This is a genomic window from Roseibium sp. Sym1 (genome assembly GCF_027359675.1).
GTDB lineage: Bacteria > Pseudomonadota > Alphaproteobacteria > Rhizobiales > Stappiaceae > Roseibium.
In genome coordinates this window covers 4,271,110-4,285,647 of record NZ_CP114786.1, presented here as the reverse complement: position 1 = coordinate 4,285,647, position 14,538 = coordinate 4,271,110, and the positions used below count along the sequence as shown (strand labels likewise).

Annotated in this window: 12 protein-coding genes; 3 read left to right on the top strand and 9 right to left on the bottom strand. The window is 63.1% G+C overall.

Annotation, left to right across the window (positions count from 1 at the left end):
* Positions 1-86 precede the first annotated feature (86 nt).
* Positions 87-1,472: a homospermidine synthase gene (locus tag O6760_RS19465; RefSeq protein ID WP_269586313.1), complete on the bottom strand. Its 1,386-nt coding sequence runs from the start codon at positions 1,470-1,472 to the stop codon at positions 87-89.
* 52 nt (positions 1,473-1,524) lie between these two features.
* Between O6760_RS19465 and O6760_RS19460 the strand changes: the two genes are divergently transcribed.
* Positions 1,525-2,250 (top strand): hypothetical protein, encoded by a 726-nt coding sequence (locus O6760_RS19460; protein ID WP_269581365.1) that lies wholly within the window; start codon positions 1,525-1,527, stop codon positions 2,248-2,250.
* A 111-nt stretch (positions 2,251-2,361) separates the two neighbouring features.
* On the opposite strand, the gene O6760_RS19455 is transcribed toward O6760_RS19460, so the two are convergent.
* Together O6760_RS19455 and O6760_RS19450 are read right to left on the bottom strand one after the other, a co-directional pair.
* The gene (locus tag O6760_RS19455; RefSeq protein ID WP_269581364.1) at positions 2,362-2,913 is read right to left on the bottom strand and encodes a GNAT family N-acetyltransferase; all 552 of its coding nucleotides are present in this window, start codon (positions 2,911-2,913) and stop codon (positions 2,362-2,364) included.
* Positions 2,914-2,925: 12 nt separating this feature from the next.
* The gene (locus O6760_RS19450; protein ID WP_269581363.1) at positions 2,926-4,056 is read right to left on the bottom strand and encodes a type III PLP-dependent enzyme; all 1,131 of its coding nucleotides are present in this window, start codon (positions 4,054-4,056) and stop codon (positions 2,926-2,928) included.
* 626 nt (positions 4,057-4,682) lie between these two features.
* Here O6760_RS19450 and O6760_RS19445 point away from each other — a divergent pair.
* A complete protein-coding gene (locus O6760_RS19445) occupies positions 4,683-5,063 on the top strand; it encodes a VOC family protein (RefSeq protein WP_269581362.1) in 381 nt (126 codons plus the stop codon).
* A gap of 62 nt (positions 5,064-5,125) precedes the next feature.
* On the opposite strand, the gene O6760_RS19440 is transcribed toward O6760_RS19445, so the two are convergent.
* From O6760_RS19440 to O6760_RS19430, 3 genes are all read right to left on the bottom strand, one after another.
* Positions 5,126-6,076, bottom strand: coding sequence for an IS110 family transposase (locus tag O6760_RS19440; protein WP_269580683.1), 951 nt, complete (start codon positions 6,074-6,076; stop codon positions 5,126-5,128).
* 410 nt (positions 6,077-6,486) lie between these two features.
* Positions 6,487-8,139: an FAD-binding oxidoreductase gene (locus O6760_RS19435; RefSeq protein ID WP_269581361.1), complete on the bottom strand. Its 1,653-nt coding sequence runs from the start codon at positions 8,137-8,139 to the stop codon at positions 6,487-6,489.
* Positions 8,140-8,212: 73 nt separating this feature from the next.
* A complete protein-coding gene (locus O6760_RS19430; protein WP_269586312.1) occupies positions 8,213-8,821 on the bottom strand; it encodes a glutathione S-transferase family protein in 609 nt (202 codons plus the stop codon).
* Positions 8,822-9,004: 183 nt separating this feature from the next.
* On the opposite strand from O6760_RS19430, the gene O6760_RS19425 reads away from it, so the two are divergent.
* Positions 9,005-9,904 carry a LysR family transcriptional regulator gene (locus O6760_RS19425; RefSeq protein WP_269581360.1) on the top strand — a complete coding sequence of 300 codons (900 nt, stop codon included), beginning with the start codon at positions 9,005-9,007 and terminating at the stop codon, positions 9,902-9,904.
* Between the two features lie 17 nt (positions 9,905-9,921).
* On the opposite strand, the gene O6760_RS19420 is transcribed toward O6760_RS19425, so the two are convergent.
* The 3 genes from O6760_RS19420 to O6760_RS19410 form a co-directional block, all read right to left on the bottom strand.
* Entirely contained in the window at positions 9,922-11,532 is a 1,611-nt protein-coding gene (locus O6760_RS19420; RefSeq protein WP_269581359.1) for an ATP-binding protein, read from the bottom strand.
* Between the two features lie 7 nt (positions 11,533-11,539).
* Positions 11,540-12,250 (bottom strand): response regulator transcription factor, encoded by a 711-nt coding sequence (locus O6760_RS19415; protein ID WP_269581358.1) that lies wholly within the window; start codon positions 12,248-12,250, stop codon positions 11,540-11,542.
* A 64-nt stretch (positions 12,251-12,314) separates the two neighbouring features.
* A complete protein-coding gene (locus O6760_RS19410; RefSeq protein ID WP_269581357.1) occupies positions 12,315-14,537 on the bottom strand; it encodes a VIT and vWA domain-containing protein in 2,223 nt (740 codons plus the stop codon).
* Between the last annotated feature and the right edge of the window lies 1 nt (position 14,538).

The window sequence follows — 14,538 nt, the reverse complement described above, 5'->3', positions numbered from 1 at the left end:
GACATTCGTCAGCGGAAAAAAGGCGCCGCCCGGTAGGGGCGGCGTCAAACCTCTGTCAATCCGGCGCCCCGGGGGCCACTGCGAAATCAGCGCACCAGGATGTTGCGGAACTGCCAGGGATCCTTGGTGTCGATGTCTTCCTTGTAGAAACCGGGACGGCCTTCCAGCGGCGTCCAGTCGGTGTAATAGCCTTTCACGGGACCGAGATAGGGCAGCTGGATTTCAAGGCAGCGCTTGTAGTCCATCTCGTCTGTCTCGACGATGCCGGCTTCCGGATTTTCCAGCGCCCAGACCATGCCGGCGATGACGGCAGAGGTCACCTGCAGGCCGGTGGCGTTCTGGTAGGGCGCCAGCTTGCGGGTTTCCTCGACCGAAAGCTGCGAGCCGTACCAGTAGGCATTCTTCTTGTGGCCGTAGAGCAGCACGCCGAGCTCGTCGATGCCGTCCTGGAGTTCGTCCTCCTCCAGAACATGGAGCTTTTCCTGGATCTTTCCCGCGGAGCCGAACAGCTCGTGAAGGGACAGGACCGCGACATTTGCCGGATGGTAGGCATAATGGCAGGTCGGCCGGTAGGTGACCTTCTTGCCGTCGCCGACGGTGAAGAAATCGGCGATGGAGATCGCCTCGTTGTGGGTGACCAGGAAGCCGTATTGCGCGCCCGGGGTCGGGCACCAGGTCCTGACGCGGGTGTTGGCGCCCGGTTGCTCCAGGTAGATTGCCGCCTTGCAGCCCTTCTTGTGTTTCTTGGCGTTGCCCGGTTTCCAGGTCTCGTGGGTCCCCCAGCCGAGCTCGGCCGGCTGGAAGCCCTCGGAAAGGAACCCTTCGACCGACCACGTGTTCCAGAATTCGCCGGCCGGCTTCGGGTCCTTGGCCCGCTGGGTGTCGCGCTCGGCAATGTGGATGCCCTTGACGCCGGCCTTCTTCATCAGCTTGGCCCAGTCCTTGCGGGATTTCGGCTCCTTGAACTTGATGCCCGTGTCCGTGGCGATGTCGACAAGCGCCTGTTTCACGAACCAGGACACCATGCCCGGATTGGCGCCGCAGCACGAAACAGCCGTGGTGCCGCCCGGCTTCCTGGCCTTTTCCTTGCGCACGGTTTCCCGCAGGGCGTAGTTGGTGCGGTCGGCCGCGGTCGCCGTGTCGTCGAAATAAAACCCGGGCCAGGGTTCCACCACGGTGTCGATATAGAGCACGCCAAGCTTGCGGCAGAGCTTCATCAGGTCGAGCGAGGACGTATCGACGGAGAGATTGACCACAAATCCCTGCCCGTCGCCCTCGCTCAGGAGCGGGGTCAGCACGTCCTTGTAATTCTCGGGTGTCAGCGCGACCTTCTCGAACCTGTAGCCCCGGTCGGTGACCAGCTTGGCATTCGTGTCGACCGGATCGATCACCGTGAAGCGCGATGCGTCGAAATTGAAATGGCGTTCGATCAGCGGAAGCGTGCCCTTGCCGATGGAGCCGAGCCCGATCATCACCACCGGACCGGTGATGGTGCCGTGGATGCCCCCTTTTGAAGCCGCGGCCTTGGGCACTGCCTTCTTGACCGGCGCCTTTCTGGCGGCAGGTTTGCGGGCTGGAACCTTCGCCGGTGTGGCGGTCTTGGCGGCCGCCGGCTTCGTTACCGCCGGTTTTGCGGCGGCGGGCTTCCGGCTGGCGGGCTTTTTGCCGGCGCCGGCATTGTCGGTCGCCGCCTTGGAGGCTGCCGGTGTCTTTGCAGCCGGTGTCTTGGCTGCCGCTGTCTTGGTGCCTGCAGCCTTGGTAGCGGGTTTTGCAGGAGCGGGCTTGGCAGAAGCGGTTTTCCCGGCGGGCCTGGTGGCGGCAGGTTTTGCAGCCGGCGTTTTAGCGGCTGCGGCCTTCGTTGCGGCCGGTTTCCTGGCAGCCGGTTTGCTTGCCGGGGTTTTGGCAGAGGACGTCCTGCTTGCCGGGGTCTTGGCGGCGGCGGATCTGGAGCTGGCCGGCTTGGTGGCAGCAGGCTTCGAGGCCGAAGTTTTGGCCGTTGCGGATTTTGCTGCCGGCTTACGAGCAGCAGCCGGTTTGCGGGCCGTTTTCCTTGCCGGTTGTTTCGGCGCGCCGCCGTTGCTGTCGTCGGTCATATATCAAACTCCAATCTTTTCCGTTGCGCGGCCCGTGTCACGAATACGGGTTCGGCTGCCGGGAGCCCCTCACCACTCAAGCGCACTGATTGCACCTTTCCTGCAAGATGTGACGGGTTTTGGCCGGAAGATCAAGTCTTGCAAGGAGTTTTCATGAGCGGGAAGTCGCATACGTGCCTGGCTGCCTGTGATCGTCAGGAAACAAGTGCAAAAGCGGAAACGCAAGAGATGACGGTGAAAAATCACCGTCATCCTTCGGGACACGACGTCACACGATCTTCGAAACGGAATATAGGTCTTCGGACGACGCGAGCGGTGCCATTGGATCGAGCAGGCCGGCGGCGGAGAGCATGCCGTCCAGACCGGACACGTGCCCCGGTGCCAGCTCCAGCCCGAGAAACCGGTCAAAGGCAACCGGACCCGGCAGCGAGACATCGTCCAGAAGGCCCGCTTCGAAACCGAAGCGCGCGTAGTAGGGCAGATCGCCGACCAGGATCACCGATCCGTGGCCATGCATGGCAGCCTGGTTGAGCGCATGGCGCATCAACCGGTCGCCCACCTTCAGTCCCCGGCAAGCCGGGTCGACGGCAAGGGGTCCGAGCAACAGGCTCTGAAAGCCGTTGCGGTCCGCCACAGACCAGAGCCTTACCGTTCCGACCAGCTTGCCAGATTCGTCCAGCGCCGCAAATGCGAACACCGGCAGACGCCCTTCACGCAGGCGCTCCGAGGTTTTTGCAAAGCGCTCCTCGCCGAAGCTCTGGTCGAGCAGCGCCTCACGGGCACCGACATGAACCGGTGCCTCGTCGACAATGTCGATCATGGCCTTGAGCCCTTAGATGACGTGGGACGCCAGCGGCGCGAAGCCGTTGAAGCCGACCGTGGAATAGGTTGTGGTATAGGCGCCGCAGGCCTCGATCAGCACCTTGTCGCCGATGGACAGGCTCACCGGCAGCTCGTAGGGCGTCTTCTCATAGAGAACGTCGACGCTGTCGCAGGTCGGCCCGGCCAGCACGCAGGGTGTGGTCCGCTCGCCGTCGCGCCCGGTGCGGATCGGATAACGGATCGCCTCGTCCATGGTTTCGGCAAGGCCGTTGAACATGCCGATGTCGAGATAGACCCAGCGGGTTTCGTCCTCGGCGGATTTGCGGGAAATCAGCACCACTTCGGCTTCGATCATGCCGGCATTGCCGACCATGCCGCGGCCCGGCTCGATGATCGTGGACGGCAGGCGGTTGCCGAAATGCTTGGTCAGCGCGTGGAAAATCGCCTCGCCATAGCTCGGCACACCCGGAATGTCCTTCAGGTAACGGGTCGGGAACCCGCCACCCATGTTGACCATCTTCAGCTCGATGCCGCGCTGCGCCATTTCCCGGAAGACGTCCGCCGCCATGGCGAGAGCGAAATCCCAGGCCGAGAGGTTGGCTTGCTGGGAGCCGACATGGAAGGAGACACCATAGGCAACGAGACCGAGGCGGTGGGCATGCTCAAGGACGTCGGGCGCCATGTCCGGGTCACAGCCGAACTTGCGGGAGAGCGGCCATTCGGCGCCGGCACCATCGCACAGGACGCGGCAGAAGACTTTGGAGCCCGGAGCGACGCGGGCGATTTTTTCGACTTCCTCGACGCAGTCGACGGCGAAGAGGCGGATGCCATACTGGTAGGCGCGCGCAATGTCCTTCTCCTTCTTGATGGTGTTGCCGTAGGAAATGCGGTCGGCGGTGGCGCCGGTGGCCAGCACCATTTCGATCTCGCCGACGGAGGCGCAGTCGAAGGACGAACCGAGGCTTTCCAGGAGCGACAGGATTTCCGGTGCCGGGTTGGCCTTCACGGCGTAATAGACGGAGGTGTCCGGCAGGGATTTTGCGAAGGCTTCGAAATTCTCGCGCACGATGTCGAGGTCGACAACGACACAGGGACCATCGTCGTCCCGGCGGCGGAGGAAGTCGCGGATACGGTCGCTCATTGGGGGGCTCCCCTCTCACAAATCAGTCCGCAGTCGCGCATCAAGTCGGCTGGCGCGCTGCAGGTCACGTCGCAGGATGCCACGATACGCACCGGGCCTCCCCCGGGATGGAACCGGAGGCCGGGTTGACCGTAGCGACGGTTGGGCAATGCGTCTGACGATCAGCGCAATGCTTTCCCGCGTCGGGATGCCGTTGATTGGATCGGGAGATACCGAGCCGCACGTCGGGCAAGGATGTAACAAGTGCCTCTTCAGTGACCCCGGAGGTTGGAAACCCCGGCAGAGACCAAAAAAGCCCTCTTACGTCGTTGCTTTAAGCCGTCCGGACCTGCAGCCCGCCCCTTGGCGGTGTAATTGGCTGCTGCCCCTTAAGAGTTGTCTTGTGAGACACCCCATGAACGACCACGGGCACGTGCGAATTTGGGCAGCGCGTATATGCGCCCGTTTGCCACAGGACGCAAGGGAAAATTTTGACTTGCGGGGACTTTTTTTGCGTGGGTTAACAAGGCCATGTCACTCAAGGCCGCCTGTGATGCCTTCTGACCGGATTTCATCCGGACAGACCTTGCAAAACCGGCCCTGCCTGGACGACGCTGCCCGCCACGCCACCATGGGAAGGTTGCAACATGAAGATCGGCAAGCTGGATCACGTCAACCTGCGCACGACGCAGCTCGACAGGATGGTTTCCTGGTACAATGACATCCTGGGCATGTCCGCCGGCCCCCGGCCGGACTTTGCCTTCCCGGGCGCCTGGCTCTATGCCGGCGATGCCGCCGCCATCCATCTGGTCGGTATCGAGGGAGACCCCGCCGTCGGCTCCGAAGAACATCTGAAACTCGAGCATTTCGCCTTCACCGCCACCGGTGCGGACGCATTCGAGACCCGGCTGAAGGACCGCGGCGAAACCTACCGCCGCTCGGTCCAGCCAGGGACCGGGACCGTCTCGTTCAATGTCTGGGACCCGGACGGCAACCACATTCACATCGACTTTGCTCAGGGGGAGTGAGGGAACGTTTCGAGCTGAAACCCAAGTTCCAATTGGTGAATGCGCCCCAAACCGTGGTGTCATCAACTCATTGCGCTCATTTCGTCTCTGATTTTTGCATTTAGGATGACGATGATCTTTCTCATGAGTGCGGAGATGGCTACGATAGGCTTCTTTCCGTTTTCAATAAGCCTTTGATAGAAGGCACTTAACGGTCCTTTTGCTCGCGATCCAGCCAGTGCGGCCATAAAGACGCCTTTGCGAACTTCGGGTCGTCCTCCCCGCATTTTGCGGTAGCCTTTTAGGGTTCCGCTGTCTCTGGGGTGCGGCGCCAGCCCCGCGAGGGAAGCAGCCTGCCTTCGGGTTAGGGTACCCAGCTCTGGCATCGTTGCGAGCAAGGCAATGGCTGTCCGTTCCCCCACACCAGGCAAAGAACAGCAGATCTGCATGCGTCGTGACAGGGTCTGGGAGGAGGCGATCAGGTCTTCGATCTCCTCGTCGATCCGGTCGATTTGCCTCTGCACACAGGCAATGACGGTCTTGAACGATCTCACAAGTCTCCTGTTGTTGGCAGGGGCCTTCAAGCGATTGGTCTCGGCTATCTTGATCGCCATGAGCCCCTCCCGCCGGCTTACCAACGCAGCCAGCTCCCCTTGTGCCTCGTCTTTGGGTTGGAGCAGCGGGAGCTGTTTCCAGCGTTCTTCGCCATATTGAGCAAGTGCCTTGGCATCGATGGCATCGGTTTTTGCCAGCCGGCCGAAAGACTTAATGAACGCCTGGACCTTCAGGGTGTCGGCCCGGTGGCAGGCAACGCCTTGCGCTATCAGCTCACTCACCAGGAGAGCCTCGTGTCCGCCAGTGGGCTCGCACACAACCAGTGCGTCCGGACCAAAAGAGGCGACCAGTTTGGCGATCGCGTCCCGATTGTTGTCGATACTCGTCAGTCTCTGCTGTGTCTGATCAAAGACCACCAAAGTGTCTTTGGAAACATCAATACCGACCACATGGGACGGTGCACATTCAAGAACGCTCATGAAGATGGTATCCTGTTCATGCTTCGGATTGTTTGCGGGCGTGCGACCAGCGGCCCATCCAACTCTCCAAGCGGGAAAAGGAAGCGACAGAGAACCTTGATGACAACGGGTGAAAACCCTATCCCGGCTCGGTCGTCTGTCACTGGTCTCCCGGAATTGCAGTCCGGGAGACCAACCCCACTATAAAACCTCTTCAGACAAACAACCCCGGACAAGCGCAGCGCAGATCCGGGGCCTACTCGCGGCTCAACTTGTCGAAGCTGAAGCTAGTGACACTGAAGCTGGCTACATCAAATCGATTCTCTGGAAACGAGTAGGCCCCGGGTCTCGCGTTGCTCGCCCGGGGTGACATCCAGAGTGTGGGGCGAACAACAATTGGATGCGACGATTTGGGAGAGTTCCTGGCCCTCTCAAAACGTCTCGAACGAGATTCTATCCTCCGGCACCCCAAGCCGTCGCAGATCCTCCGTCACGTCCGCCAGGAAGGCAGCCGGACCGCACAGCAGGTAGCGGGCGTCGGGGCCATTTACGAGGTTGACCAGCAAGTCGCCCGTGATCCGGCCCTGCTTGTCGAACACCCCCTCTTGATCATCGGCCTCGGTGGGCCGGCTGTAGAGCGTGCGCAGGCGAATATTAGGCTTGCCGGCCGCCAGTCCGGCGGCTTCTTCGCGAAACGGATGGTGCGCACCGTCCCTGACGCCATGAACGAACCAGACCGGGCGTGCATCGTCGGCTGCGGACACCTCGTGCAGCATGCTGACAAGCGGCGTGATGCCGATCCCGGCTCCCGCCAGAACCAGGGGAGCGCGGCCTTCCGGCAAGGCGAAATCCCCCGCGGGCCTGCCGCTTCCGATCACGGCACCGACTTCCAGAATGTCGTGCAGGATACGGGACACAAGACCCTGCGGCTCCCGTTTGACCGAGATGCGGTAGGTCCCGGCTTGCGGTTTGCCGGAAAGCGAATAGCTGCGCCGGACCTTGCCGAGACCGCCCGCCAGGTGAAGTTCAACGGGCAGATGCTGGCCGGCCTCGAAGGGAGCCGGAGGGCCACCGTCGCGGGTTTCGAAATGGAAAGACGTCACGTCCGCGCTTTCGCGAACCTTCCGGACCAGTCTCAGGTCCCGTGCGGTGTCCGCGTTTTCCTGCCAGCGCAGGCGCAGCGCATCGGTGAGCTCGACGATCGCGTCGATTTCCAGCGTCACCAACTGGCGCGCGCCCGGCACGCCGGCGACCGCATCGGAGTCCCAATCGATGCTGGCCCGACCCGACACCTGAAGCAGGCTGCCGGAGGCAAAATCGACGAACAGCAGACCTGTGCGAGGGTCGCTCAGGATGTTGCCGAGCGTGTTGTAGAACCTGTTGCCGGCATAATCGGGAAAGCGCAGTGTCCTGTCGTCCAGGACCTCGACAAAACCGGCCTCACCGCCGCGGTGGGACACATCCATGCCATAGGCGGCATTGTCACCTTCGCCGCGATAGCCGGTGGCAATGAAAAACGTGTCCGCTGCACCGATCCGCTCTGTCTGGGAACCGGTCAATTGACTGCCCCGCTCGGCCCGCGCAACGGGCTTTTCCGGGGTCCACCAGTATTTGCGGGCGCGGATATATTGCGGACAGTTGCCGAAGGACTGGCTGACGGCGAACCGCAGCCCGTTAGCCGTGACCGCGCTCACCGTGCCGTTGACACGATTGCGGCGGCGGGTCGCCAGTTCGATCCCCAGGAGGCCGATATCATCCCCCGCGGTCAACGCGCCCGCCAGTGCATCTCCGGCAACCGGCAGCGCACCGATCTCGAGCGAGGCAGGGTCGGGAGAGCGGACGAAGCCGGGACCACCCTCGAGAATTGTCGCCCAGGGGCGCCCGTCGCCATCGCGCCCACCGGCAACCAGAAACGGCTGTTCTTCAAAGAAGATCCTGTGCTGGTCCGGCATGAAGCTTCGAATGGCCGCGCCTGCCCAGCGCCGGACATCGCCGTCACCAAGACGGTCCTGGACCAGACGCTCGCCCTTGTGAAAGGGCCACGACCCGTCACGAGGCGTTTCTTTCAGGTTCAAATCGGGCATGGTCGGGTCTCACATATCTGGGGCGGCGGGACAGCCGGACGCCTGAGACAGCGTCCGGCCGGGTCGGGAAGGCTCAGGCCGCGAGCCCGACAGGGGTGACCGGCATCGCGCGGAATCCCGGCAGGGCCTCGACGCGCTTCAGGAAGGCACGGATATTCGGATAGGGCTCAAGCGAGACGTTTCCTTCCGGCGCGTGGGCCGTGTAGCTGTAAATGGCGACATCAGCGATGCTCGGCTTGTTGCCGACAAGCCAGTCGCGCCCGTCCAGCAGGCCCTCCAGAAGATCGAACACATACGTGGCGATCGTCTTGGCCTTCTCCGCGTCAAGCTCCGCACCGAAGACGGTGACAAGACGCGCAGCCGCCGGACCGTTGGCGATCTCGTTGGCGGCCAGCGAGAGAAACCGTTGTACCTGGGCTTCCCGGGCAGGATCCGCCGGCAGCCAGTCCGGCGCGTATTTGCGGGCGAGATAGACCAGAATCGCGTTGGAATCCGCCAGCACGAAATCGCCGTCCTCGATCACCGGCACCTTGCCCGCAGGGTTGAGACTCAGGAACGGCTCACGCTTGTGTTCACCGGCGGCGAGATCAACCTGGACCAGTTCATGGTTGAGGCCGGCAAGCGCGGCGAAGAGCTCGATCCGATGGCAATGGCCGGACAGGGGAAAGGTGTGAATGCGAATGGCGTTGGACATGACGGTCTCCAGTGGTCTGAACGTTTCGCGGCGGCCGGATGGTCCTGCCTTTTCCGCTGACCGCAATATGCCCCTTACCTGATTTGGAAATAATACTCGTATTCATTCAATGATTATGTACATATTGAGGATAAACTTCAGACCGGAATTCAGCCCACCGGAGATCCTGCCGTGGACAAGATCGAAACCATGCGCGCCTTCGTCGCCGTCGCCCAGGACCAGTCGTTCACGGCCGCCGGACGCAGGCTCGGCCTGTCGACCAAGCTGGTCAGCAAATATGTCCAGCACCTGGAAAGCCAGCTCAAGACCCAGCTCTTCAACCGTACCACGCGCAGCGTCTCCCTGACCGATGTCGGCGCCGCCTATCTGGAGCGCTGCCGTCCGATCCTCGAACAGATGGATGAACTGGACGATCTTGTGCGCGAACGCCAGGGCGCCTTGTCCGGACCGATCCGGTTGACTGCCCCCACCGGCTTCGGCAGCACACGCTTGACCGAGGCACTGATCCCGTTTCTTCAGGCCCATCCCGAGGTCGAGCTCGACATGAAACTCACCGACCACAGGGTTGCCCTGGTCGAGGAAGGCCTCGACCTGGCCATCCGCATCAGTGTCTTGCGGGACTCCGCCCTGATTGCCCGGAAACTCGCCGACATGCCGCTTGTCCTGTGCGCGTCGCCCGACTACCTGAACCGGGCCGGCCGGCCGCGATCACCGGAGGCCCTGCCCACCCACACCTGCCTCGTCAACAGCAACCAGCAGGAGCCAAATATCTGGCGGTTTCACAAGGCCGGCAGGGAACATGTCGTGCGTCTGCATGGTGCGGTGACGTCCAATTCCCCCGGCGCCCTGGCCCAGATGGCCATCGGCGGTCTCGGCATTGCAATGTCACCGTTCTACCCGGTCGAGGCTGCCCTTGCGGATGGCCGGCTGGAACGGGTCCTGCCGGATCACGCGACCGACCTGTTCGGGGTCTACGCACTTTATCCACCCAACAGGCACCTGACCCGCCGCCTGCGCGCGCTGATCGACTATCTCGCGGGAGAACTCGGACCGTTCAAGCTCCCTGAATGACGGCTCAAGAACGCGCTCTAACGTTGCGGTTTTTCGAACCTGATCTCGAAGCATGCACCAGGAGCGGTTTCAGGCACCAGACGAATTGTCGCCCCATGGGCCTTCAACACGGCCCGGACAATGCCGAGCCCCATGCCCGTGCCTTCGGTGTCCCGGCGCGTCGTGAAGAACAGATCGAAGATCTGGTCCGCGTTGCCTTCGGAAACGCCCTCACCATTGTCGCTGACAACCACATTGAGATCGCCCTCGCCGGTCTCGACGGCAACGTCGACCCGGTCGGCGCCGTGCCGGCGGGAATTGTCGATCAGGTTTTCAAGAACGATCCCGGCGTTTTCGGCCGACATCGGCAGCTCGGCATCTTGCGGACACCGGATCTCGATCTCCCGTTGCCGCCCCCGAATACGGTCGATCACATCCGATAACCGGCAACACCCGCCGATATCGACACTGTCCGCCCGCGCCAGGTCGCGCAAACGGTTGAGAAGCAGCGTCGCCCGGTTGGTGTCGCGCAGAATGTTGGTGAGGAACTTTTCCCGCTCGGCGGCGCTCAACTCTTCGCCGCCGTCCTGAAGCAGCTCGGCCGCCCCGTGGATCGCGGTCAGCGGCGACTTCAGTTCGTGGGTCACGTGATTGGCGAAGGTGGAGATGTAGTCGTTGCGATCGAACAGCTTGCGCGACATGTCCAGCATGCTTTCCGACAGCGCGTGGATTTCCCGGTTGCCGTGGATGGCGAGCGGCTGGAGGGCATTGCGGTCACCGGCGCCGATCCGGAGCGAGCGCCGGGTCAGCGCCCGGATCGGCCCGGAAATGGCGCGCACGAAGATCAGCCCGACGATGAAGGTCGCCCCCAGGATGAAGACAACCACCCAGAACACCGCCTCGCGCTTCAGGAACAGCTCCTTCAGGATGTTGCTCGGTGTGCGCGAGGCATAGACGACGCCGGCGACTTGATTGTCGATGATCACCGGCAGGGCGACGAAGACGCGCACGGATGTGCCCCGGCTGATGGAATAGATCGGCTGAGGGTTGTCGACGACCCGCTCGCGCAGGGCGCTGGCATATTGTCCGGAAAGCGCGCGCCGAACCTCCTCGACATGGGCCAGCGAGAGACCGTTTTCAGAGCGCCCGGCGATGACGGTACCGTTAAAGTCGAGCAGGCGGAACCCGGCAAGGGTCAGTCTCTGGGTGTCCTTCAGGACCTGGTCGAGATAAGCGCCGGCCTCGAGATAGACGGGATGTGCCCCGGACGCCGCCGGTTCCGGGTCGGGACGTCCGGGCAGGATGGGTGTCCTGGTGAGATCGAGCCTGGTCGGCACGGGCGTCCAGCCGCCGGTCAGGTACTGCACCACCAGACCGCCATTGTCGGATCGTGCCGGTGCGCTGGCGACCGCCTCGCCCAGCGGCAGTTCGGGACCGCCGAGTTCCCGCAGTCTCTGTGCCATGGCCGCCGCAATAGCTGCCGACTGGGCGACCAGTTCCGATTCGGTCGTCTCGATCAGCTGGTTCTCATAGACTCGGAAGAAGGCGACGCCGGCCAGAGGCACCAGCAGCATGATGCCGAGCACCGCCGCCACCACCACGAAGAGCGGTGGGCGCCATCTGTCACGGAAGGAGCGGGACAGGATCATGCGCCGGTCAACCGCCACCCGCCTGGCACGGTCCCAGCCGGAAACCGACCCCGTGCACGGTTTCAATCGCGTCAGCGCAGCCCGCACCGCCGAGCTTGGCGCGGATGTTGCGGATATGGCTGTCGATGGTCCGGTCCGAGACGTGGATATTGTCCCTGTAGGCCTGTTGCAGGATCTGGTCCCTAGTGAAGACGATCTTCGGCCGCGCCAGCAGCGCCGCCAGAATGTCGAATTCGATCGCCGTCAGGGACACCGGAGCCGCGCCCGCCATGACCCGGCGCTGCGCCTTGTCGAGGGACAGTTCCCCGTGCTGCAGCACCGGGTCCGCCTCCGGCTCCCCGGATGCGGACCCGCCATAGCGCTTGAGAATGGCCCCGACCCGCGCGATCAGCTCCCGCGGGCTGAACGGCTTGGTGACGTAATCATCGGCGCCGAGTTCCAGGCCGACGATCCGGTCGATCTCGTCGTCCCGCGCGGACAGGAACAGGATCGGTACCTCGGAAATCCGGCGCAGGTGGCGGCAGACGTCGAGCCCGTCCATTTCGGGCAGGCCGATATCGAGCACGATCAATGCGGGATTGAACAATACAGCCTTGTCGAGCGCTTCCTTGCCGTTGACGGCGACCTCGTAACGGTAGGAGGCTTTCTGAAGCGCGAAACAGATCACGTCCCGGATATGCGGGTCGTCGTCGACAACGAGAATGGTTTTGTCTTGCAAGGCGCTCTTCCTGAAAAATGTCCCGCGGCGTACCGCGGGAACGTTACCAATAGCGGAGCGGCCGTCAGCTTTCCAGCCACCAGCCATCCCTGCGCAAGGTCCGCGGGAGGGTCTTGTCGGGACCAGCGCCATCTCCGCGGCGGGTCTTGCCCCACACCCGCCGGGTACTCGCAATCAACCGGCGGCGGAAGCGCGCGGCAAGGGCCAGCAGGATCATCATCACGCCGAGGATGCCTTCCGGTTCCGGGGCGGAACTGCCACTGAGATTGAGCGAAGGATAGGCCTGCGTCGACACTCCGGAAACCTGCGGCAACGGCACGCTCCTGCTGCTCGCGGTTTCAGGAGCCTCGTTCACCACCTTCTCCGACTCCGCGACAAAGGAGGTGAACCGGGACTGCAGCGAATAGGTCAGGCCGAGATCGGTGATCTCCTGTTCCAGCTGCTTGTCCTGACTGCCGCCGATCGTATAGGCGCGGTTCTTGTGGAAGATCCGTTCGCGCGCCCACAGCAGTGGCAACGCCCTGGCCGGATCCTCTTCAGGCGTTCCGCTCGCCTTCAGATCGATTTCCAGAGGCAGACGGGCAGCACGGCCATTGACCAGGCCGTCGACGAAGATCGTGTGTCTGCCGCCGGTCTCATAGCGACCCAGAACCCGGACCGAACCGCCCTCGAACAGGTCCGGGATCCCGGCCGGCGCCTGGTCCTTCACGGCAAGGCCGTTCCAGTCAATGGAAATGTCCGTCAGCAGGGGCGTTTTCAGCCTGGCCGCAAGGGCCTCGGCGGCTGTCCTTGCCTCTTCGCCCAGCCCGACATAACGGGCATAGCCCCTGCCCTCCTCGGCCATGGCGTCCAGCAGAAAGCGGTTGACGGCAGCGCCGACACCGAAGGCATAGATACGGGCCTCGCCGATGCGGCTGGCAATCGTCGAGATCACCGCCCGCTCGCCGCCGATATATCCGTCGGTCAGGAACACCACGATCCGCGTTGTTTCCGGCGGCTGCTCCAGGTCGAACGCGGCGTTGACCGCCCGGTTGATTTCCGTGCCGCCGTCCGCTGCAAGGCCGGAGACGAAGCCGAGCGCCTTTTGACGGTTCGCGGCCGTCGCCTTGACGGCACCAGCGGCAAACTGGGAGGTCTCGTTGGAAAAGCGCAGAATTCGAAAATAGTCATCCGGCCGCAGGCCCTTGATCGCCGCTTCCATGAAGGCCTTGCTGGCCTCGATCGGCTCACCGGACATGGAGCCGGACGTGTCGAGCACGAACACCAGCTCCCGCCGGCCGATGCTGTCGTCTGCCGGCAGTTGCGGCGGCTCGATCAGCATCGAGAAGAACCCGCCCCGTTCGGCGTCGAACACAGACGACACGCCCGCGGCGACGGTGTGCTCCCCCGCAAGCTTGTAGCGCAGCACGAGGTCCCGGTTGTCGATGGCCTTGCCAGCGGCAAGACGGACCCGTTTCGTTCGGCCAATGTCGGTCACGTCCAGGGCGTGGGTGTCGCTCCACAGAGCGTTGACCGGCATCGGCGCAGCCAGACGAAGATCAAACGTGACCCGTTTCGGATCTATGTCGTCCGGCGCATCCTGGCCGATCACACCCGGATAGGCGGGAAGCTTGTCGATCCGCCAGCCCGAAACGGTCTCGGTCTGGGCGACCGGAACCACCACATCGTCGCTATAAGCGATGCGGTCGTCGTTCTTGGAGCCACCCACTTGGGCGCTGGTATCAAGATCCGGCCCGTTATAGCGCGGGCCGACGACCATGGGCACGACCAACTCGTAGGCGCCGTCGATCTTGGGCACATGCTGAACATATTCCAGCGTGATCCTGACCGGCCGTCCCGGCATCAGGTGGGCAATGTCCTGGGTGAACATGTTCGGCCGGTGCTGGGTCAGGAGGGCGGCGGCCTTGCCTTCGGCCTTGGCCTTTTCGAACGTCTTGCGGGCCTCGTCCTTCTTCTTGATCTTCGCCACGACCGACTCGCCGTCCAGGTCCATGCGCATCGCGTGAACGGCGGCCTTCTGGTTCAGCGGAAACAGGTAGGTCGCGTGAAGCGGCTTGCGGGTCGGGTTGAGGAAGGTCTGGGTCAGTTCCACATGGGCGGCGTCGCCGTCGATCCGCACGCTGTAGTCCGACTTCAGGAGCGGCAGGTGAATCTCCTTGCCGCCGACCCGGGCAACCACGCTGCCGGCCAATTCGTCGAGATCCGGTTCGGCCGACACGGGCGACGCCAGACCGCAGATCACAAGGACGACGGCGATCGGCGGTGCGAAGGACTGCAATGACATCATG